Source organism: Rhodanobacter glycinis, from assembly GCF_900114325.1.
Lineage (GTDB): Bacteria > Pseudomonadota > Gammaproteobacteria > Xanthomonadales > Rhodanobacteraceae > Rhodanobacter_A > Rhodanobacter_A glycinis.
This window is the reverse complement of sequence record NZ_FOSR01000004.1, coordinates 115,526-135,165: the sequence shown is the minus strand read 5'-3', so window position 1 is coordinate 135,165 and position 19,640 is coordinate 115,526. Positions and strand designations below refer to the sequence as shown.

18 protein-coding genes are annotated in these 19,640 nt (G+C 64.3%); 13 read left to right on the top strand and 5 right to left on the bottom strand.

Annotated elements, in window-relative coordinates; genetic code table 11:
• Positions 1-51 precede the first annotated feature (51 nt).
• The 10 genes from BMY90_RS06120 to BMY90_RS06075 all read left to right on the top strand — a co-directional run bounded on the left by BMY90_RS06120 (position 52) and on the right by BMY90_RS06075 (position 13,459).
• A complete protein-coding gene (locus BMY90_RS06120) occupies positions 52-798 on the top strand; it encodes an SURF1 family protein (RefSeq protein WP_092702527.1) in 747 nt (248 codons plus the stop codon).
• Entirely contained in the window at positions 795-1,382 is a 588-nt protein-coding gene (locus BMY90_RS06115; protein WP_092702525.1) for a hypothetical protein, read from the top strand. The genes BMY90_RS06120 and BMY90_RS06115 overlap by 4 nt, the downstream gene beginning before the upstream one ends.
• The gene (locus tag BMY90_RS06110) at positions 1,382-2,560 is read left to right on the top strand and encodes a COX15/CtaA family protein (protein WP_092702523.1); all 1,179 of its coding nucleotides are present in this window, start codon (positions 1,382-1,384) and stop codon (positions 2,558-2,560) included. The genes BMY90_RS06115 and BMY90_RS06110 overlap by 1 nt, the downstream gene beginning before the upstream one ends.
• Positions 2,557-3,459, top strand: coding sequence for a heme o synthase (cyoE, locus tag BMY90_RS06105; RefSeq protein ID WP_092702521.1), 903 nt, complete (start codon positions 2,557-2,559; stop codon positions 3,457-3,459). The genes BMY90_RS06110 and cyoE overlap by 4 nt, the downstream gene beginning before the upstream one ends.
• A gap of 405 nt (positions 3,460-3,864) precedes the next feature.
• Positions 3,865-4,500, top strand: coding sequence for a hypothetical protein (locus tag BMY90_RS06100; protein WP_139201704.1), 636 nt, complete (start codon positions 3,865-3,867; stop codon positions 4,498-4,500).
• Between the two features lie 51 nt (positions 4,501-4,551).
• Positions 4,552-8,559, top strand: a complete 4,008-nt coding sequence (locus BMY90_RS06095; protein WP_175481509.1) for an RHS repeat-associated core domain-containing protein — start codon at positions 4,552-4,554, stop codon at positions 8,557-8,559.
• Positions 8,560-8,574: 15 nt separating this feature from the next.
• Positions 8,575-9,015, top strand: coding sequence for a hypothetical protein (locus tag BMY90_RS17020; RefSeq protein ID WP_139201703.1), 441 nt, complete (start codon positions 8,575-8,577; stop codon positions 9,013-9,015).
• A 756-nt stretch (positions 9,016-9,771) separates the two neighbouring features.
• A complete protein-coding gene (locus BMY90_RS06085) occupies positions 9,772-9,984 on the top strand; it encodes a hypothetical protein (RefSeq protein WP_008213404.1) in 213 nt (70 codons plus the stop codon).
• Positions 9,985-10,134: 150 nt separating this feature from the next.
• Positions 10,135-12,783 carry a magnesium-translocating P-type ATPase gene (mgtA, locus tag BMY90_RS06080; RefSeq protein WP_092702513.1) on the top strand — a complete coding sequence of 883 codons (2,649 nt, stop codon included), beginning with the start codon at positions 10,135-10,137 and terminating at the stop codon, positions 12,781-12,783.
• Positions 12,784-12,799: 16 nt separating this feature from the next.
• Positions 12,800-13,459: a hypothetical protein gene (locus tag BMY90_RS06075; RefSeq protein WP_092702511.1), complete on the top strand. Its 660-nt coding sequence runs from the start codon at positions 12,800-12,802 to the stop codon at positions 13,457-13,459.
• Positions 13,460-13,477: 18 nt separating this feature from the next.
• Here the strand turns inward: BMY90_RS06075 and BMY90_RS06070 are convergent, their stop codons facing one another.
• Complete coding sequence (locus BMY90_RS06070; protein ID WP_008213408.1) at positions 13,478-14,095, bottom strand: DedA family protein; 618 nt, start codon at positions 14,093-14,095, stop codon at positions 13,478-13,480.
• A gap of 72 nt (positions 14,096-14,167) precedes the next feature.
• Positions 14,168-15,934 carry a DNA primase gene (gene dnaG, locus BMY90_RS06065; RefSeq protein WP_092702509.1) on the bottom strand — a complete coding sequence of 589 codons (1,767 nt, stop codon included), beginning with the start codon at positions 15,932-15,934 and terminating at the stop codon, positions 14,168-14,170.
• A gap of 194 nt (positions 15,935-16,128) precedes the next feature.
• Here dnaG and BMY90_RS06060 point away from each other — a divergent pair, with 194 nt between their 5' ends.
• Positions 16,129-16,770, top strand: a complete 642-nt coding sequence (locus tag BMY90_RS06060; protein ID WP_175481508.1) for a GNAT family N-acetyltransferase — start codon at positions 16,129-16,131, stop codon at positions 16,768-16,770.
• A 201-nt stretch (positions 16,771-16,971) separates the two neighbouring features.
• Here the strand turns inward: BMY90_RS06060 and BMY90_RS06055 are convergent, their stop codons facing one another.
• From BMY90_RS06055 to rpsU, 3 genes are all read right to left on the bottom strand, one after another.
• Entirely contained in the window at positions 16,972-17,142 is a 171-nt protein-coding gene (locus BMY90_RS06055; RefSeq protein ID WP_008208664.1) for a DUF1328 domain-containing protein, read from the bottom strand.
• A gap of 106 nt (positions 17,143-17,248) precedes the next feature.
• Complete coding sequence (locus tag BMY90_RS06050; RefSeq protein ID WP_008208666.1) at positions 17,249-17,695, bottom strand: GatB/YqeY domain-containing protein; 447 nt, start codon at positions 17,693-17,695, stop codon at positions 17,249-17,251.
• A 153-nt stretch (positions 17,696-17,848) separates the two neighbouring features.
• Positions 17,849-18,064 (bottom strand): 30S ribosomal protein S21, encoded by a 216-nt coding sequence (rpsU, locus tag BMY90_RS06045; protein WP_008208668.1) that lies wholly within the window; start codon positions 18,062-18,064, stop codon positions 17,849-17,851.
• A gap of 69 nt (positions 18,065-18,133) precedes the next feature.
• On the opposite strand from rpsU, the gene tsaD reads away from it, so the two are divergent.
• Both tsaD and folB read left to right on the top strand, forming a co-directional pair.
• Positions 18,134-19,186 carry a tRNA (adenosine(37)-N6)-threonylcarbamoyltransferase complex transferase subunit TsaD gene (gene tsaD / locus BMY90_RS06040; RefSeq protein ID WP_245734944.1) on the top strand — a complete coding sequence of 351 codons (1,053 nt, stop codon included), beginning with the start codon at positions 18,134-18,136 and terminating at the stop codon, positions 19,184-19,186.
• A 31-nt stretch (positions 19,187-19,217) separates the two neighbouring features.
• Entirely contained in the window at positions 19,218-19,577 is a 360-nt protein-coding gene (gene folB / locus BMY90_RS06035; protein ID WP_008211160.1) for a dihydroneopterin aldolase, read from the top strand.
• The last annotated feature ends 63 nt before the right edge of the window (positions 19,578-19,640 follow it).

The window sequence follows — 19,640 nt, the reverse complement described above, 5'->3', positions numbered from 1 at the left end:
CCCGAACGCCTTCGACAGCCGCAGTATAGCCCGCGCGAACAGGGTGTCCGCGTGAGCTGGCTGCGGCGTCCGAAGTGGTGGTGGGTGCTGCTGACCGTGGCTGGCGCCTTGCTGTTCGTGCGCTTGGGCGTCTGGCAACTGCATCGCGCGGACTACAAGGACGGTCTTCTGCGACTGTATGCCGCGGCCGCCAGCGCGCCACTGCAGGACTTCGACAGCGTGTCCGCCGAACCGCCGGCCACTGCCTATCCGCGCGTGCGCGCGCAGGGCCATTACCTGGTCGATCGCGTCTACCTGCTGGACAACCCGAAGCACGACGGCCGTGGCGGGATCGAGGTGTACGTGCCCTTCCGGCCGCAGGGACATGACCGCCTGCTGCTGGTCGACCTGGGTTTCCTGCCTGGCAACGGCACCGACCAGCAGCCGCAAGTGCCGCCGTTGCCGACCGGGCTGGTGACGCTGCAGGGCTTGTATCAGCCTCCGCCGGGTCACGGTTTCGAGATGGGCGGCGATGCGCTGGGCCGACAGGCGCACTGGCCCAAAACCACGATTTATCTGGACATGAAGCAGGTGGCCGGCGATCTGGGCCGCACGCTCTACCCGCGCATTCTGACGCTGGACGCCGATCCCGCGGCGATCTACGTGCGCGAGCACACCCTCGATTTCGGTTCCATGCCGCCGGCCCGACATCGGGCCTATGCCTTCCAGTGGTTCACCTTCGCGCTGGCCGCGGTGGTGATTTTCCTGGTCCTGCATCGCAAGAAGCGTCGCCCCAAGTCAAAGAGCCCCAAGCCATGAGCCCATCCGTCCCCGGCCACGTCGATCCGAAACGCGTGCGCGCGAGTCGCCTGAAGCTGTTGCTGGTGGCCTCGATTTTTGCGGCACCGTTCCTGGTGGCGCTGGTGTTGACGAAGAGCGGCTGGCAGCCGGGCGTGAAGAGTCACGGCGAGCCGGTGTTGCCGCAGCGCAATTTCCAGCAGGAGCATTTGCAGGTGAAGCTCGACGATGGCAGCGCGTGGCCATGGCGTGCCAGCACGCCGCGCCTCACCCTGATCGCATTGCCTGGCCCCGATTGCGCCAGCCATTGCTTCGCGGCGCTGACCGGGATGGCCAAGGCGCGGGTGATGCTCAACAAGAACGAGTCGCGCCTGCGCCTGCTCTACGTGGGCGCACCGCCGGCGGATGCCACGGCACTGGCTGCCATGAAGAACTACTGGCGGCTCGGGACCGATGTCGATCACAAGCTCGATGCCTACCGTCCGGCCACGCCTGACAGCGTCAGCGCCTTGCTGGTGGAATCCGACGGCACGGTGCTGTCGCGTTATCCTGTCGGATTCGATGTGTCCGGCCTGCTCCAAGACATGCGCAAGGTGATCCGCTGATGTCCGACCGTTCAACCAGGATTTTGCGCGGCTTGTCGCTGTTCGCCGCGGTGTTCGCGTTCGGGCTGGTGATGTTCGGCGCGTTCGTGCGGCTGTCCAACGCCGGTTTGTCGTGCCCGGACTGGCCGACCTGTTACGGCCAGGTGACCTGGCCCGAACACGCCCATGCCGTGGCGAAGGCCGATGCCGAATTCCCCGGGCGCCCGTACGAGGCGCACAAGGCGTGGCGCGAGCAAGTACACCGCATGCTGGCCGGCACGCTGGGCGTGGCGGTGCTGGTGATGGCCTTGCTGGCCGCGTGGCGACAGCGCTGGACGCGCGTGCTGGTGATCGTCAGCGCGGTATTCGCGGCTGCCGGGGTGACGATGTACATGCGCGGCGAGCATGTGTGGTCGTCGGGCCTGGCGGTGCTGGCAATCGCCTTGCCCCTGCTCGCGGCGATCGGGTTGAGACGCCCCGGCGCCTGGCGCATCAGCGTGCTGGCGCTGGCGGTGATCATCTTCCAGGCGATGCTCGGCATGTGGACGGTCACGCTGCTGCTGAAGCCGATCGTGGTGCTCGGTCATCTGCTCGGCGGCATGACCACCTTTGCGTTGTTGGCCTGGGCGGCCTTGCGCTATGCCGGCGTGGGCGCGGAAGACGATCGCATGGCCGGCCTGCGCAAGGGCGTAATCGTGGGGTTGGTGCTGCTGGGTTGCCAGATTGCGCTGGGCGGCTGGACGTCTTCCAACTATGCGGCGCTGGCTTGCGGCTATGGTCCCGGTTCCTTCCCCGAATGCCTGGGGCAGTGGATGCCGCCGGCCGATTACCACCAGGGTTTCATCCTGTGGCGCGGCATCGGCGTGAATTTCGAAGGTGGCATCCTCGATCAATCGGCGCGCACCGCGATCCAGATGGTGCACCGGCTCGGCGCGCTGGTGGTGTTCTGCTACCTGCTTGGCTTGGCGTACCGGCTGGTGAAGCGTGGCCTGCGATTCGGCGGCATCGCGGTGGCGGTGGTGCTGGTGGCGCAGGTGTCGCTGGGCATCAGCAATGTGTACTTCGGACTGCCGCTGGCGGTGGCCACCATGCATAACGGCTGTGCCGCGCTGTTGCTGTTCACCCTGGTGGCGAACCTGGCGCGCACGCAGCCACGCCGCGGCGACCGGATGTTCGGCAAGCTGGAGGCACGCGCATGAACGTGATGGGCGAATACTTCCAGCTGACCAAGCCACGCGTGGTGGCGCTGCTGGTGTTCTGCGCGGTGATCGGCATGTTCCTTGCCGTGCCGGGCATCCCGCCGTGGCGCGCGCTGGTGTTCGGCACGCTGGGCATCTGGATGGCCTCCGGTTCGGCGGCGGCGTTCAATCATCTGATCGACGAGCGCATCGACAAGCTGATGGCGCGTACCGCGCGGCGTCCGCTGGCCACCGGCCATCTCAAGCCACGCCAGGTGCTGGTGTTCGCCATCGTGCTGGGCATCATCTCGATGCTGGTGCTGGCCTTGCTGGTGAACGTGCTGACCGCCGTGCTCACTTTCGGCGGCTTGATCGGCTACGCGCTGGTCTACACCGCCTACCTCAAGCGCGCCACGCCGCAGAACATCGTGATCGGCGGCCTCGCTGGGGCGATCCCGCCGGTGCTGGGCTGGACTGCCGCCACCGGTGCGTTGCACCCGTTCGCGATGCAGCTGTGCCTGATCATCTTCGTGTGGACGCCGCCGCATTTCTGGGCGCTGGCGATCTTCCGCCGTGACGACTACGCCCGTGCCGGCGTGCCGATGCTGCCGGTCACGCATGGCGTGGCCTACACGCGCTGGCAGGTACTGTTCTACACCGTGCTGCTGGTGCTGGTGACGATGCTGCCGGCGATCACCCGCTGCAGTGGCCTGCTGTACCTGGGCGGCGCGCTGGTGCTGGGCGCGGGCTTCCTGTACTACGCGATCCGCCTGATGAATCCGCCGGACGAATATTTCGCGATGCGCGTGTTCAAGTACTCGGTGATCTACCTGATGGCGCTGTTCGCCTTCCTGCTGGCCGACCATTGGCTGATGGCGCCGGCGTTGCAGACGGGATTGGCGTTGCGGCCTGCGGGCTAGGAGCCAGTTTGTGACATCCCGGCAGCCTGCGCCGGTGCATCATGGGCGAGCGCCGTGCGCGCCTCCGCTTAAGGAATCTGCCGGATAGCATTTTGCGGCTGTCATGCGACCGGGGTTGATCCAACGGCACACGCGGCAGCATTGATGGAGATGAGACTGGCATCACAGCCATTACGCTCCTTTGCCAGGATCATCCAAAGGAAAGGGGCATTTCAAACACGCGGGCTCAACTGATGCCATCGCGATATTTTGCTGGTTGGCATCGGAGCGCGAGCAGGACGGTATCGCGCACCGTTGCCTTGCGGTTTGCGACAACGCTACCAGGATCGGGACTGAGGGGCGCTAATGTCAGGGAAGACAGGAGTAACGAAGTGGCCGCACACCCCGGTCGTCGTGATGGGATTCATGTCGCGCTTGGTCGGTGGACGATGGGCTGTCGCATTACTGGCGCTCACCTTCCTCTTGTTCAACCCCTCCGCCAGCACAGCCGGCGGTGAAGCGTCACATCTTCCTTGCAGCGCCGACCACTGTGGGTTGCTCGTGGATGGCGCCTATCCGAATCTGGTCATTGGACGGCTCGAGCATGCCGGCTCGCCGGCCGACATGCGTCAGGTCTTCCACTGGGCCAAGGCACACGGGGACTGGAAAGCACTGCCCGACTCGATGGCTCCCTATCTGCGCGACGTGCAGTTGGTGACCATCGAGGTGCCCAAGGGTATGACCAGCCAGCCGGTGACGCTGTTCATGTTGCGCACCGAATACACCGCCGCGCCTTATCACGTCGGTGATCTTGTGCGTTACGCCCCCCACGATGCCGCGCATGATGAAGCCGCCACCGGTACCGCGGACGATCTTGCCCTCTTTCACGGCCTGACCGGCTGCGTGGCGATCTTGTGCCAGAAGGGTGACGGCGCTTGTTTCGCGCGATATCGGCAAGGCGCGTTCACCACTGCGCAAGGCAGGCAGGTCAGTCTCGCCACGGGGCAGCCAACCGCTGGCGGGCCTCGCATTGATCCGATTTCGCTCCTCCCCCTTCACTGATTCACCGGCTGCGGCCCACCGCACGTCGCTCACATGGATAGAGAGAACCTTATGAAAACACTGGGCAAACTTCTACTGGCCGTACTCCTGACGTTCGCCACGATGTTCGCCTGGGCCGGTAGCACGCAGGCGAACGATCCCCATGCGAATGCCCCACATGACAGCAGCGACGGATGCGGGTGTGGGACGTCCAGGGGGATGCCGGTCTATTCATTCAAGTCGCTGCTCGCGGGCCTGAATATCCGCGATACGCCGATCGGTTACACCCCGCCGGCGGGGCCGGCGGTGAACACCACAGTCACGTACAACGAGCGCGAGGCCGACCAGCCCGCGATGTTCGATAGCTTCAATGTCGGGCAGAAATGGACGCTCAACTGGATCTCCTGGATCCAGGACGATCCTTCCGCTCCGGGCAATCAGGTGTTGCGCTACGTTGCCGGTGGCGGCGGATGGACCTACAGCGGGTACAACGCGGCGACGGGAGCTTTTTCGCCAGAGCCGGACAATGGCGCGGTGCTGGTCATGACCTCACGAAGCCCCGTTGCTTATGAGCTGCGCTACGCCGACGGGCGCAAGGATGTCTTTGCCACCCCGGACGGAGCGGCCGGGTATCCGCGCAAGGTGCTGCTCACCCGGATTGTCGATGCGCAAGGCAACGCCCTCACGCTGAGCTATGACAACCAGTATCGCCTTATTGCCGTGGCCGATGCGATCGGTCAGCAGACCAGCTTCCAGTATGGCAACAGCACCGCTCCGCTGCGGGTCACAGGTATCACGGACCCATTCGGCCGGCACGCGACGCTGGCCTACGACGAGCAGGGGCGCCTGAACTCGATCACCGACGTGATGGGTATGACATCAACTTTCACCTACGACAGTGCTACGTTCGTCAAGGCGATGACCACACCCTATGGCACCACGACCTTCGCGCATACCGAAGGCGCCAACGGGAACACCACAGAGCTGTCGATCCAGGCCACGGATCCGGACGGCCATACCGAGCGCACCGAATACCTGCCGGCAGCACCGGGCATGCCTTTCAGTGTCGCGCAGGCTCCCGGCGGCATGAATACCTTCAACTCGTACCTGAACTACCGCGACTCGTACTACTGGGACAAGAACGCCTTTGCGGCAGCCTGCACGGTGGCCAACAGCGCCACGAGTTGTGATTACAGCAAGGCACGGATGAAGCACTTCCTGCACGCCTACCCGTGCTGTTACTACACCTCGCGCATCCTGGAGAACGTCAAGTACCCGCTGGAGGGCATGATTTGGTACGACTATGCGGGACAGCCCTCGCCGTATTATCCGGGCACGCTCAACCTGCCCAGTGATGTTGGTAGGGTTCTGGATGACGGCAGCAGCCAGGTCACGCACTACACCTACAACACCTATGGCCGGGTGACGTCCAGAACGGATCCCGACGGTCGCGAAACCGTCTACACCTACGCATCCAACGGCATCGACCTAGTCCAGGTGCAGCAGAAAACTGCCACTGGTTTCGACACCCTTGCCGGCGCCACCTACAACAGCCAGCACGAACCGCTGACCACTACCGATGCGGCAGGGGCCACCACCAGCTATACCTACAACGCGCGCGGCCAGCGTACTGCGGTTACCGACGCGCTGGGTGAAACGACCCACTACCAATATGATGACAATGGTTACCTGCTGGCAGTGATAAATCCGTTGGGGCACGCCGCGCGCAGCTTCACCTACGATGCCTACGGTCGTGTCGCCACCAGCACGGATGAGGCCGGTTACACGCGACGATTCCGCTACGATGCGCTCGACCGCGTGGTGTCGATCAGGTATCCGGACCGCACATCCACCCACTATGCGTGGAATCGCCTCGATCTGGCTTCGGTCACCGATCGCCAAGGCCATACGACTCGTTACGACTACAATGCCGAGCGCAGCCTTATCGCTGTTACCGATTCGCTCGGCCACACCACAAGCTACGGGTATTACCCGAATGGGAAACGTCACACGATGACCGATCCGGCCGGGAACGTCACCACGTGGACGCGTGACCTCGAGGGCCGGGTGATTGCCAAGACCTATGCCGACGACAAGGGAACGACGTCGACGTATGACGACAGCAGTCGTCTGGCCAGCGTGACGGATGCCTTGGGGCAGACCACGGCGTATAGCTACGACAAATCTGACTTGCTCACCGGCATTCAGTACGAACACGCCATCCACCCCACCGCCACCGTCGCCTACGCGTACGATCCGTACTATCCGCGTCGGGTCAGCATGACCGACGGGCTTGGGACCACCGGTTTCAGCTATGTGTCGGTAGGTCAATCCGGTGCACTCAAACCGGCGTCCGATACCGGGCCCTTCAGTGCGAACGACAACGTACACTACGCTTACGACGCGTTGGGCCGGATCATCCAGCGCACGACCGACGCGACAACGGACTACGCATATGACTCCCTCGGTCGTCTGAGCCAGGAAAGCAACCCGCTCGGAACTTTCCACTTCGGCTATCTCGGGGACACGGCACAACTCACGACACGATGGGCGGTCACATCGACCGGTCGCCCGGGCCTTACACTTCGCGCGGAGTACGACGGTAACCGTGGCGATCGACAGCTGCAGTGGCTGACCTATTTCGTTGGTGGACGACGCCTGGCGGGCCTGCTGGCCTACACTCATTCGCCCGAGCACCAGCTGTCATCAGCAGTGACAGTGGCACCCTGGATGCCGGCAGAGCGGCGGCACGATAGCGATTACCGGGGCGGTGGGCCCTATACCGGCCATGGATGGTGGACTGAGGAACGGGATGCGCCTGACGGTGATCGGGGCGACCGTGGCGATCGCGGTCACGACCCCAATGACTGGGGTCGCGGCGACTACCAATGGTATCGCTACGACTCGGCCGATCGTCTCATAGCGGTACTCGGCAACGGCAAGGGCACGACTCGTTTCGACTACGATGCGGCCGATAACTTGGTGAAGACGTCCGGTACGCGTGCGTCCTTCAGTGCCACGGCCAACGCCCTGAACCAGCTCGCCACGGTCAATGGAAAGGCCTGGTCCTACGATGCCAACGGTCAGTTGCTCGACGATGGTACACATCAGTACGCCTGGGATGCTGCGGGCCGCTTGATCAGCCGCACCGATATCGCCACGGGGCAAGTCACAGCCTACCGATACGACGGTCTTGGCCGACGTCTGGAGATTACGCGTCAGGGTACGAGCGGCGCCTCGATGGACACGCGATACCTTTGGTGCGGGTCGACGGTCTGCCAGGCGCATGATGGCAGTGATACGGTAACGGTTGACTACTTCAACCAAGGTGAGATGCGTGGAACCACCGCCCTGTATTACGTACGTGACCAGTTGGGCAGTGTGATCGGCGTGACAGACGCCGCCGGCAAGGTGCTTGGTGCCATCCGCTACGGCGCCTATGGCGCGGTGGAGGCATCACGTGGTTTGCAGCCGGCTTTCGGCTACGCGGGGATGCTGCAGGACCCGGGTTCGCCGCTGTCGCTGACGCTGTTCCGCGCCTACGATCCGATGGTCGGACGCTGGCTTAGCCGAGATCCACTGGGGGAGCTTGGAGGTGAGAATCTCTATGGCTATGGTGGCAACGACCCAGTTGATAACATCGATTTGGATGGGTTAAAAGTGGTGGTTGTGGCAAGCGACCCGGCGGTTGCTCGAAAGCTGATGAATGCTTACGCATATTTGAATACCCATTCCCAAACCGCGCGTGGTATCGATGCTGATTTGGAAAACTCATCGACGGTTTACAAAATAGAACCGACGAATGATATGGGGGATGATGAGTACTGTCCCTCGTCCGACTATCTTGGCTGTGAGGGGCATGACCATACGGTATTTGTCGATACTTGCGACTTTCCGCCGATACCTACAACGGATGGTTCACAGCCAATCACTTTGCCAGTTTTAATTGGCCATGAACTCGGGCATGCATGGGGTTACGAGGACAACGTCACCGCGACTGACCCCTTGGGCGATAACGTGAGGATGGTCGAAAACCCAATTCGCAAGGAACTGGGGTTGCCACTGCGAACGCGCTACTAGCAGCGGGGGGGTGCCGTGAAAAAAATGACTTGCATGGCTGTTGTAATGTTCTCTGTTGTCGCTTTTGGTCAAGTGAGAGCGACTCATGTAGTCAAAGGAAGAAATCTTCTTGCCAAGGAAGCTATCGTATGCTTCGTTGATTTCCGAATAGGGTTGGTAGTAGGGAAAAGCGAGGCCGATATAGGAAATGGAAAATATTGCAAATATACGATAGATCGGAAAAAGTTTTTTTCTTTGCTTACACCCATGCCCCCTGCAACGTTCTATATGGGAGGTAACGTGCGAGCCAAGGTATGTCTATCGGTGAAAGACATATATTACGTTGATTACAATGGCGTGGTTCGACATGGTGGGGAGAGGTTTCAAATAAATAAGCTGGCCTTTACAAAGGCGCTTCGCAGACTTGGCGGTGGTGAAGGGGAATTCAATTCTGAAGAGCGCCACCCGAAACGGTAGAGCGGCGCAGGTGTCGTGGCCTGGCTGCTCAAGCGCGGGTTGGTGCATGCCATGGCCGAGTACCGCAGCGACTGGTGCTGGGACCATTGTGCAGGTGGATGACGTCTATTGGGGCGAACGTCATGGCGGTGGTACCCGACGGCTTAAACGGCTTCCCGGGCGTGCTCGTCGAAAGTGCCTACACTCCCCTTGTCATCGGCGAGGGCCCCCTCCCAGTGAGGGGTATCTCATCTTCTGGTGGGTCAATGCCTTGCTGGAAAGCGTCAAGAGCGCCCTCCACGGTACATATTCCGCCCTTGGTCCGAAGTACCTGCAACGCTTTTATCCAATCGCTTCAATCGCCGCTTCGATCTGGACGCGCTTGTCCCGCGCCTGATTCTCATCGCCCTTGAACCCCGACACTTTGCTGCTGCTTTCAACCTTCGGATGCGCAAGGGGAATCAGATGACGCCTTGCAGCATCTCGCTGAGCGAACTTCCGTATGCGGGCTTCCAAGGCTTGACACTTTCGCACTGCAGCACGACAATGCGCGCGCCCGCTGGCGCGTTTGCCAGCGGCTTTCCAGTCCTTACTGAACAAGGCATATGGACGTTTACCCTAGTCGCAACGTCGACATCCGCGAGCATCGGATGCCGGCATTGCATAACAAGCTGATCGTCTGCGGCGACCGCCTGCGGTCGGCCGGCGCTTTCCTCGACTAGGGAAGTCCGGCCTACCTCCTGACGGTGCCGTGACACCGTTACGAGGAGATGGGCCATGAAGCTCCTTCGCGAACTTTTTCATCTGCGTGCCGCAGGGCGTCTGTCCCTGTCCGGTCGTCGCGAGACCGTGCGTCGCACGGTCACTGTCCCCGCCCCGCTGGCGCATGCCGGCAATGTGGTCGAACTGCGCCGTGTCGAGACGGAAATGCAGCCGCTGGCGCGTGCCAGCGACGAGCCTCCGCGATACGCGATGGCGGCGAATCAGTGATGTTTGCCGCTCCACGCAAGGGATGGCCTCCGCCATCCGCGCCCCTCAAACGGCCGTCCAGACGGCCGAACACACCCATGGGCGGGTGGCTGGCGGACTGATTCCGCCGCCCGCGCCGGTGACGGAAACGAGTGACAGACGGAAGCGGGCATGATCAGGAAAACCCTCCAGAATGCGGCTGCCAAGGCGGTCAGCAAGAGTGCGGCGGCACAGGTGCTGGCGGCACAGGCGGCCTATCGCCACAACGATGAATTGCTTGAGGCGCTGGATACCCGCCTGAGCGGCCTTGACGAGACGGAGATTGGCGAGCGGCTGGACCGCGACGGCGTCAACGAGGTATCGCACGAGAAGCCGCCGCATTGGTCGGCGCAGCTGCTGCATGCGTTCAAGAACCCTTTCATCATCGTGTTGCTGGTGCTGGTCGGGGTGCAGCTGGCCACCGATCCGGAAGACCTGGCCGGACCGCTGATCATCATGGTGATGGTGGGTATCAGCGCCGTGCTGAGCTTTACCCAGGAGTACCGCTCCACGCGCGCAGCGGAGCAGTTGAAGGCGATGGTGCGCAACACCGCCACCGCCACGCGGCGTGCCTCCGATGGCCACAGCGAACGCATCGAAGTGCCGGTGGGCGAACTGGTGGTCGGTGACATCGTGCACCTGGCTGCGGGTGACATGGTGCCCGCCGACCTGCGCCTGCTGCATGCCAAGGACCTGTTCATCAGCCAGGCGATTCTCACCGGCGAATCGCTGCCGGTGGAGAAGGCCGCGCCAGTCCTGCACGACGACGAGGCATCGTTGCCTTCCAATCCGCTCGACCTGGGTTCCGTTTGTTACATGGGGACCAACGTGGTCAGCGGTACCGCCACTGCCGTGGTGGTGGCGACGGGTGCGCGGACCTACCTGGGTTCGCTGGCACGCAGCCTGGCCGGCGAACGCGTGCAGACCAGCTTCGATCGTGGCGTGAAGAGCGTGAGCTGGCTGCTGATCCGCTTCATGCTGGTGATGGTGCCGATCGTGCTGGGCATCCAGTGGTACAAGCAGGGCTTCTGGGAGGCGTTGCTGTTCGCGCTATCGGTGGCCGTCGGCCTGACGCCGGAGATGCTGCCGCTGATCGTCACCGCCAACCTGGGCAAGGGCGCGATGGCGATGTCCAAGCGCAAGGTGGTGGTGAAGCGGCTCAACGCGATCCAGAACTTCGGTGCGATGGACGTGCTGTGCACCGACAAGACCGGCACGCTGACACTGGACAAGATCGTGCTGGAGCGTCATCTCGACCTGGCCGGCGAAGAGTCCGATGACGCGCTGGAGTACGGCTATCTCAACAGCCACTTCCAGACCGGCCTGAAAAACCTGATGGACAAGGCCGTGCTGGCCCATCGCGATCTCGAACCCATGGCCGCGAGCTACCGCGTGGTGGACGAGATTCCGTTCGACTTCCAGCGCCGGCGCATGTCGGTGGTGCTGGGCGACCACGAAGGTCAGCATCTGCTGGTGTGCAAGGGCGCGGTCGAGGAAATGCTGGCGATCTGCGCGTCCGTGCGCATCGGCGAGCAGACCTTGTCGATGACCGACGAGTTGCGCGCCCAGATCCGCACGATGACGCACCGGCTCAACGAGGATGGCCTGCGCGTGCTGGTGGTGGCGGTGAAGCGGCAAGCGCCGTCGGATCGTGCCTACGGTATTGCCGACGAGTCCGAATTGGTCGCGGTGGGCTGCCTGGCCTTCCTCGATCCGCCGAAGGACAGCGCCGGCACCGCCATCGCGGCGCTGCATCATCACGGGGTTGCGGTGAAGGTCATCACCGGCGACAACGAGGCCGTGACCCGCAAGATCTGCCGCGAGGTGGGTCTGGATGTCGAGCACTCCGCGCAGGGGCGTGACGTCGAGTCGCTGGATGATGCCGAACTGGATGCGCTGGTGGCACGCACCACGGTGTTCGCCAAGATGTCGCCGTTGCAGAAGGCGCGCGTGGTGAAGTCGCTGCAACGCCAGGGCCATACCGTCGGCTTCCTCGGCGACGGCATCAATGACGCGCCGGCGTTGCGCGAGGCCGACGTGGGCATCTCGGTGGATACCGCCACCGATATCGCCAAGGAGTCGGCCGACATCATCCTGCTGGAAAAGAACCTGATGGTGCTGGAGGAGGGCGTCATCGAGGGGCGCATCACCTTCGGCAACATCATCAAGTACATCAAGATGACGGCCAGCTCCAACTTCGGCAACGTGCTCAGCATGCTGATCGCCAGCCTGTTCCTGCCATTCGTGCCGTTGCTGCCGTTGCAGATCCTGGTGTTGAACCTCCTGTACGACATCTCGCAGCTGTCGATTCCGTTCGATCGCATGGATGACGATTACCTGCGCAAGCCGCGCAAATGGAATGCCAGCGATATCGGGCGCTTCATGCTTTGCATCGGGCCGTCCAGCTCGGTGTTCGACATCACCACGTTCGCGTTGCTGTGGTTCGTGTTCGGCGCCAACAGCCCGGAACACCAGGCATTCTTCCAGTCCGGCTGGTTCGTCGAAAGCCTGCTCACGCAGACGCTGGTGGTGCACATGATCCGCACCCGCAAGATTCCGTTCCTGCAAAGCATCGCCGCAGCTCCCGTGCTCGGGTTGACCACGGCGATCATCGCGATCGGCATGGTGATCCCCTACACCGTGATCGGCACCAAGCTGGGCATGGTGGAATTGCCGCTGGCCTATTTCGGCTGGCTGGTGTTGACGGTGCTTGCGTATTGCGCGCTTACCCAGGTGGTGAAGGTGCTGTACATGCGTCGCTACAGCGGGCGCTGGCTGTAGCCATGGAGGGCGTGTCATGCACAAGTTCAGTGCTGCCTTGCTGGCGGCGCTGGTGCTGGCTCCGTGTGGGGTGCGGGCTGGCGCCAGCCTGCTGGTAGACGATGCCGGCACCACGGCGGATGGGCACTGCCAGCTCGAGTCATGGCTGAGCGCGCGCCCGGGTGCGTCTGGAATCACGGCCATGCCAGCCTGCGCAGTGGGCGGGCTGGAGTACAGCGTGGGTGCCAGCGAGAACCTGGCAGCCTCCCCTGGGCCGACGCTGTATGCCGGAATCAAGCACACGCTGGTCGACATGGGCGAGCACACGCCGGGCCTGGCCCTGGCGCTGGGTGGTGACTGGCATCACGGCGCCGGTGGTTTCGACGCCGCTACGGCGAACCTGGCCGCCAGTGTGCCGCTTGAGCCCCGTTTGACGCTGCAGGTCGACCTGGGCTGGCACGCGCCACATCTCGCGCATGGATGGCTGACCGGCGGCGTGGGTCTGGAATACCGGGCGGCAGCGCACTGGTCATGGCTGGCCGAGGCGTACGTCGAGGGCGATGGCTATCGCGCAGCGCAGGGCGGTCTTCGTTTGCGCCTGCCCAATGCCGTCAGCATGGATCTGCTGGGCGGGGGCGATCGCCATGGCCACTGGGTGACGCTGGGCTTCAACTGGTCGCCGGGCGACGATGGTTGAGTCTTGCTTGCGGGAAGTTCAGCAGTCGTTGGTACGTTGGCGTCGCTGCCGCCACCACAGCACCAGCAGGACCAGCAACACCAGGGCCACCAGCAGCCACAGGCTGTTCTGGCCGCGATGCATCCACTTCATCAGCCACTGGTGGTTGTTCGCGCCCAGATAGCCCAGGTAGACCCAGAAGGGCACGCTGATCAATGCGGCCAGCGTGTCGATCAGCAGGAAGCGCACGGTGGATACGCGATGGGTGGCGCCGGCGGTGACATAGACGGTGGTGCGCATGCCGGGCAGGAAGCGCGCGAAGAACAGCATGCGGTTGCCGTAACGGTCGAACTTTTCCTGCACCATGGCGTAGCGCTTCGGGGTCAGCACCTTGGCCACCAGCCGCCAGCGCATCATGCGTGCGCCGTAATGGTGGCCGAGCAGGAAGATCGCGCTGTCGCCCAGCAGCACGCCGAACATGCACAGGCCGAACATCGCGTGCACGTTGGCGTAGCCCAGCCCGGCGATCACGCCTCCGGCGACCAGGGTCACGTCCTCGGGCAGCGGCAGCCCGGCGCCGCAGATCATCAGCGCGGTGAATACGGCGAGATAGCCGTTCTGGGCGAAGATCGTGATGAGTCGTTCAAGCAGGTCCATCGACGCTCCAGGTTGTCGGATGGGCGGCCGGGGGCGCGATGGCACCGGCTCGCATGATGAGGGCGAGCGGCTTCATGGCGCCGCCGCGGGGGGCACGCGCGCGGCCAGCAATTCGCGCAGTTCGCCTTTTTCGGCATGGTCCAGTGTGCCTTCCCGCATCTTCGCCTGCAGTGCGGTGCGACGCAGTGCCACGGCCTGCTGCTCCATGCGCAGCAAGGCGTCGTGGAATTCGACGCGCTGCAGTTCCGGCTCGCCGACCACGACGGCGGCGATCAGCTTTTGCAGGGCGGCATATTCCGGCCGTTCGGCGAAATGTTCCACCAGGCTGGCGGGGTTGATGCCGGGACGTGCCCGGGCTGTGTCGAGCAGCTCGGCGAGCAGGTCGATGCCGGGCTTGTCCAGGCGCAGGAAGCGATAAGGCTTCTCCACTTCGTCGGCCAGTCCCGGCTGTGCCAGCAGCAGGGCGATGGCGCTGCGTACCAGCGAGCGCTGCACGGTGGTCGGACGCTGCACGGTGCGATGGGCGGAAGCCTGTGGCTGCAGCATGGCGCGCGCGCCGGTGCGCTTTTCGAGCTCGTCGGCCATCAGGTCGCGGAACGCGCCGTCGGGCAGCCGGCCGATCAGCGGGCGGGCGCGCTCGGCCAGGCGCGCGCGGCCATCGAGGCTGGCCATGTCCACTTCATGCGACAGCTCGGTAAAGAAGTATTCGGATAGCGGCGTGGCGTTCTTCAGCCGTTGCTCGAAGCCTTCCCTGCCTTCCTTGCGTACCAGCGTGTCCGGGTCCTCGCCGTCGGGCAGGAACAGGAAATAGGCCTGCCGACCGTCGCGCAGCCGCGGCAGCGCGGCATCCAGCGCCTTCCACGCGGCGGCGCGGCCGGCGCGGTCGCCGTCGAAGCAGAACACCACGTCGGGCGCGGCGCGGAACAACACTTCGGTATGTTCGGGCGTGGTCGCGGTACCCAGCGTGGCCACCGCGATCGGCAGCCCGGCCTGGTGCAGCGCGATCACGTCCATGTAGCCCTCCACCACCACGATGCGTTGCAGGTTTGCGTTGGCCTGCTTCACCTGCCACAACGCGAACAGCTCGCGGCCCTTGTGGAACAGCGTGGTTTCGGGGGAATTGAGGTATTTCGGGCCGTCGCCCTTGCGGGCGTCGGCCGGCGTCCCCTCGGCCGGTTTCTGGATGATTCTTCCGCCAAAAGCGATCACGCGGCCGCGACGGTCGAGGATGGGGAACATCAACCGTTCGCGGAAGCGGTCGTATTTGTTGCCGCGCTCGTTGCTGGCCACCATGCCCGCTTCGGTGAGCAATTGCAGCCGTCGTTCGTTGTTGCCCAGGGCCTTGATCACGCCATCGAAGCCGGCAGGCGCCCAGCCGAGGCGAAAGCGTGCGACGGTCTCCGCGTGCAGTCCGCGCTTGCCGCAATAGGCCTGCGCCTCGGCGCTTTTCGGCAACTGCTCCTGATACCAGCGCGCGCTGGCATCGAGCAGGGCGTAAAGGTCGGTCTTGTCCTCGCGCGGGCGCTCGTCGCGGCCGCCTTCGCGTGGCACGGTCAGGCCCACCGATTGCGCCAGTTCCTCCACTGCGTCGGGAAATTCCAGCCGCTCGTAGTCCATCAGGAACTTGATTGCGCTGCCGTGCGCGCCGCAGCCGAAGCAGTGGAAGAACTGCTTGACCGGGCTGACGTAGAACGAAGGCGTGCGCTCGTCGTGGAACGGGCAGCAGGCGGTCCATTCGCGCCCGGCTTTCTTCAGCGGCACGCGCCGCTCGATCACGTCGACGATGTCGACGCGGGCAAGCAGTTCATCGATGAAGCTGTCGGGGATCAGGCCACGCATAAGCACCCTAGTTTAGAGCCTGTTGGCTACGATTCGGGCGCAGGCCACCCGCCGTCAGGCGGGTTCCGCGCGGGTGCGGGGTGGGTCCGGCCATCCCGGGTGGGCGTTCCGGCCAGATTCGTGGCGCTGGCGCCGATCCACGCGCACAGCCGGCTAGCATGCACGCATCGATCCCGATCCCGGCGAGAGAGCTGATGCCTGACGCGAAGTCCGCCGTTCCACGCTTTCGCCAAGCCACTGCAGGGGATGTGGAGGCCGTCGTTTCACTGATCCACAGTTCCGGTCCGGCCGCGTTCGATTACGTGTTCGCGGTACCGGGGCGCAGTGACGCGCAGGCTTTCCTGCGTCGGGCCTTCATCGACGGTGCCGGCGAATTCGGCTGGCGCAATCACCTGGTCGGCGAGCTGGAGGGTGCGGTGGTGGCTGTGGGCGCCGGCTTTGGCGGTGAATCGTCACTGGCATTCACGTTGGCGGCAGCGCGGCAGATCCTTGCGCACTACGGGCCACGTCATGCGCCGGGGGTGATCGTGCGCGGATTGCGCGTGGAGCGGGTGATTCCGCCGCCGGCCCGCGGCATGCACTACCTCGCCCACCTGGGCGTGACGCCGGTGTTGCGTGGAGAAGGCATCGGGCGGGCCTTGATCGACGAACTGGTTCGGCGTGGCGTACAGGCTGGCCGCCGACGCATGGTGCTGGACGTGGCCACCAGCAACCCGCGGGCGCAGGCGCTGTATGAGCGGCTGGGGTTCGAGGTGACTCGGGAGCGTGCATCTTCGCTGACGAACGCGCAGGGCGTGGTGCCGGGGCATCGACGGATGGAGCGCGTAGTGATTTGAGCTTTTCTCACTCTCCCCTCCGGGGAGAGAGGGACGGGGTGAGGGGCCAGGCTCGCGGAAGCCTTGTTTCAGGGCGGGGCCGTCGCGAGCACCCACCCCTCACCTCAATCCTCTCCCCGGAGGGGAGAGGAGGCGAAGGTGCCGTGCGGGTTCGCGCGGTGAGTGCTGTGGCGAGCTTGGGGGCTGTGGTGCTTCGGGCGTCTACAGAATGTGGAACACGCCGATTACCGCCAGGATGGCGATCAGGAACAGGATCAGGAAGATCGCGAAGAAGATCTTGGCGATGGTGCCGGCGACGCCGGAGATGCCGCGGAAACCGAGCAGGCCGGTGACCAGTGAAATGATGGCGAAGATGATGGCCCACTTGAGCATGACGGCTCCCGTTTCCCTAAAAGCCGCGGGCGCGGCGGTACGGGGCAGTGTCGGGCGGGCGGCGTGAAGACTGCGCAATGAGGGCCGTCTTCACACAGCCCGCGGTTCAGCCGGCGAGGCGCGCCTTGATCTTGCCGGAAACCACGCCCATGTCGGCGCGGCCGGCGGCCTTTTCCTTCACCGCGGCGACCACCTTGCCCATGTCGCGCGGGCTGCTGGCGCCGGTGTCGGCGATGGCGGCGGCGATCAGCGCGTCCAGCTCGGCCTCGTTCAGCTTGGCCGGCAGGTAGACCTCGATCACCGTCATTTCGGCGCGCTCGACGTCGGCCAGGTCCTTGCGGTTGGCAGCGTCGTACTGGCTGATCGAATCCTTGCGCTGCTTGAGCATCTTTTCCAGCACGGCGAGGACCTGGGCATCATCCAGCTCGATCCGCTCGTCCACCTCGCGCTGCTTGATCGCGGCCAGCATCAGCCGGACCACGCCGAGCTTGTGCTTGTCGCCGCTGCGCATGGCAGCCTTCATGTCATCGGTGAGTTGCTGCTTGAGCGTCATGGTTTTTCTCCGCAAACGCACAAAGCCGGCGTCACCCGTGGGCAACGCCGGCCAGTGCTAGAGGCTTTGTGGCAGTGGCTGCGATTGGACGCGCCATCAGCCTGGGCCAGCCCGGTCGCGAAACCGGTGTCCGCACAAGGCGGACGGCAAGGCTCAGTACAGGCGCGTCTTGCGCGTGACGTCACGCGAGAGGCGGCGCATGTGGCGCTTCACCGCGGCGGCGCGCTTGCGCTTGCGCTCCTGGGTCGGCTTCTCGTAGAACTCGCGCTTGCGGGTTTCGGCGAGGACGCCGGCCTTTTCGCAAGTGCGCTTGAAGCGGCGCAGGGCAAGCTCGAACGGCTCGTTCTCGCGGACTTTTACGCTGGGCATGGAGACTCCGGTGTTAGACTGGCCCGTACATTACGAGCCTGTGGAATAGGGCGAGCCGCGAAGTATAACGTGGATACCAAGACTTTTTCAAAGCCCGTGCTGGGCATCGAATCCTCCTGTGACGAAACCGGCGTGGCGGTGTTGCGCTGGGAGCCCGACGCGCCCGGTCGCGGCCTGCTGGCACACGCGCTGTACAGCCAGGTCAAGCTGCACGCCAACTACGGGGGCGTGGTGCCCGAACTGGCCAGCCGCGACCACGTGCGCAAGCTGCTGCCGCTGGTGCGCGAGGCGCTGACCGAGGCCGGACTGACCCCGGCCGACCTGGGCGGCGTGGCCTATACGGCCGGGCCGGGGCTGGTCGGCGCCTTGCTGGTCGGGGCTTCCGCGGCCCGGGCAATGGCCTGGGCGCTGGGTGTGCCGGCGATCGCCGTGCACCACATGGAAGGCCACCTGCTGGCGCCGTTGCTGGAAGACGACCCGCCGAAGCCGCCTTTCGTGGCGCTGCTGGTCTCCGGCGGGCATTCGATGCTGGTCGAGGTGAAGGCGATCGGGCAATACCACATCCTTGGCGACACCCTGGACGATGCCGCCGGCGAAGCCTTCGACAAGACCGCCAAGCTGATGGGTCTGCCCTATCCCGGCGGTCCGGCGCTGGCCAAGCTGGCCGAGCAGGGCACCTCCGGGGCCTACCGGTTCTCGCGCCCGATGACCGACCGACCGGGGCTGGATTTCAGCTTTTCCGGGCTGAAGACCCAGGTGTTGCTGGCCTGGCAGAAATCCGACCAGTCCGAGCAGACCCGGGCCGATATCGCCCGCGGCTTCGAGGAAGCGATCGTGGACACGCTGGTGGTCAAGTGCCGGCGTGCGCTGGACGCGGCCGGTGCCGAGCGGCTGGTGATCGCCGGCGGCGTGGGCGCCAACCGACGCCTGCGCGCGGAACTGGCGGCGGCTGGCGAACGCGACGGTTTCCGCACCTATTTCCCGCGCCTGCAGTTCTGCACCGACAACGGCGCGATGATCGCGCTGGCCGGGGCCATCCGCCTCGCCGCCGGGCAGCAGCAGGACGAAACCGTGCAGGTGTTTCCGCGCTGGAATCTGGAAACCTTGCCGCCGGCGGCTTGATCCCCGTGCCGTCATCATCGACCCTGTAGCGATGGATATCGTTTTCATCGAAGACTTGCGCATCGAGGCCGTGATCGGCATCTACGACTGGGAACGGCGCGTGCGCCAGACCTTGTCGTTCGATATCGAGATGGCGTTCGACAACACTAAACCGGCCGCCAGCGACGACATCGCGCTGACGCTGAACTACAAGGATGTGTCCAAGCGCCTGATCGACTACGTGGGCGGCTCCAGTTTCGGCCTGGTGGAAACCCTGGCCGAGCGCTGCGCCGCGATCATCCGCGAGGAGTTCGGCGTGGGCTGGGTGCGGCTGAAGCTGTCCAAGCCCGGCGCGGTGCGCGGGGCGAAATCGGTGGGCGTGCGCATCGAGCGCGGTACGCGACCGCAGTAGTACGCCGGCACGGGCTGGGTTGACGCCCCCGGCATCGCCAGATTTGTACGCGAGGCCCGCGTG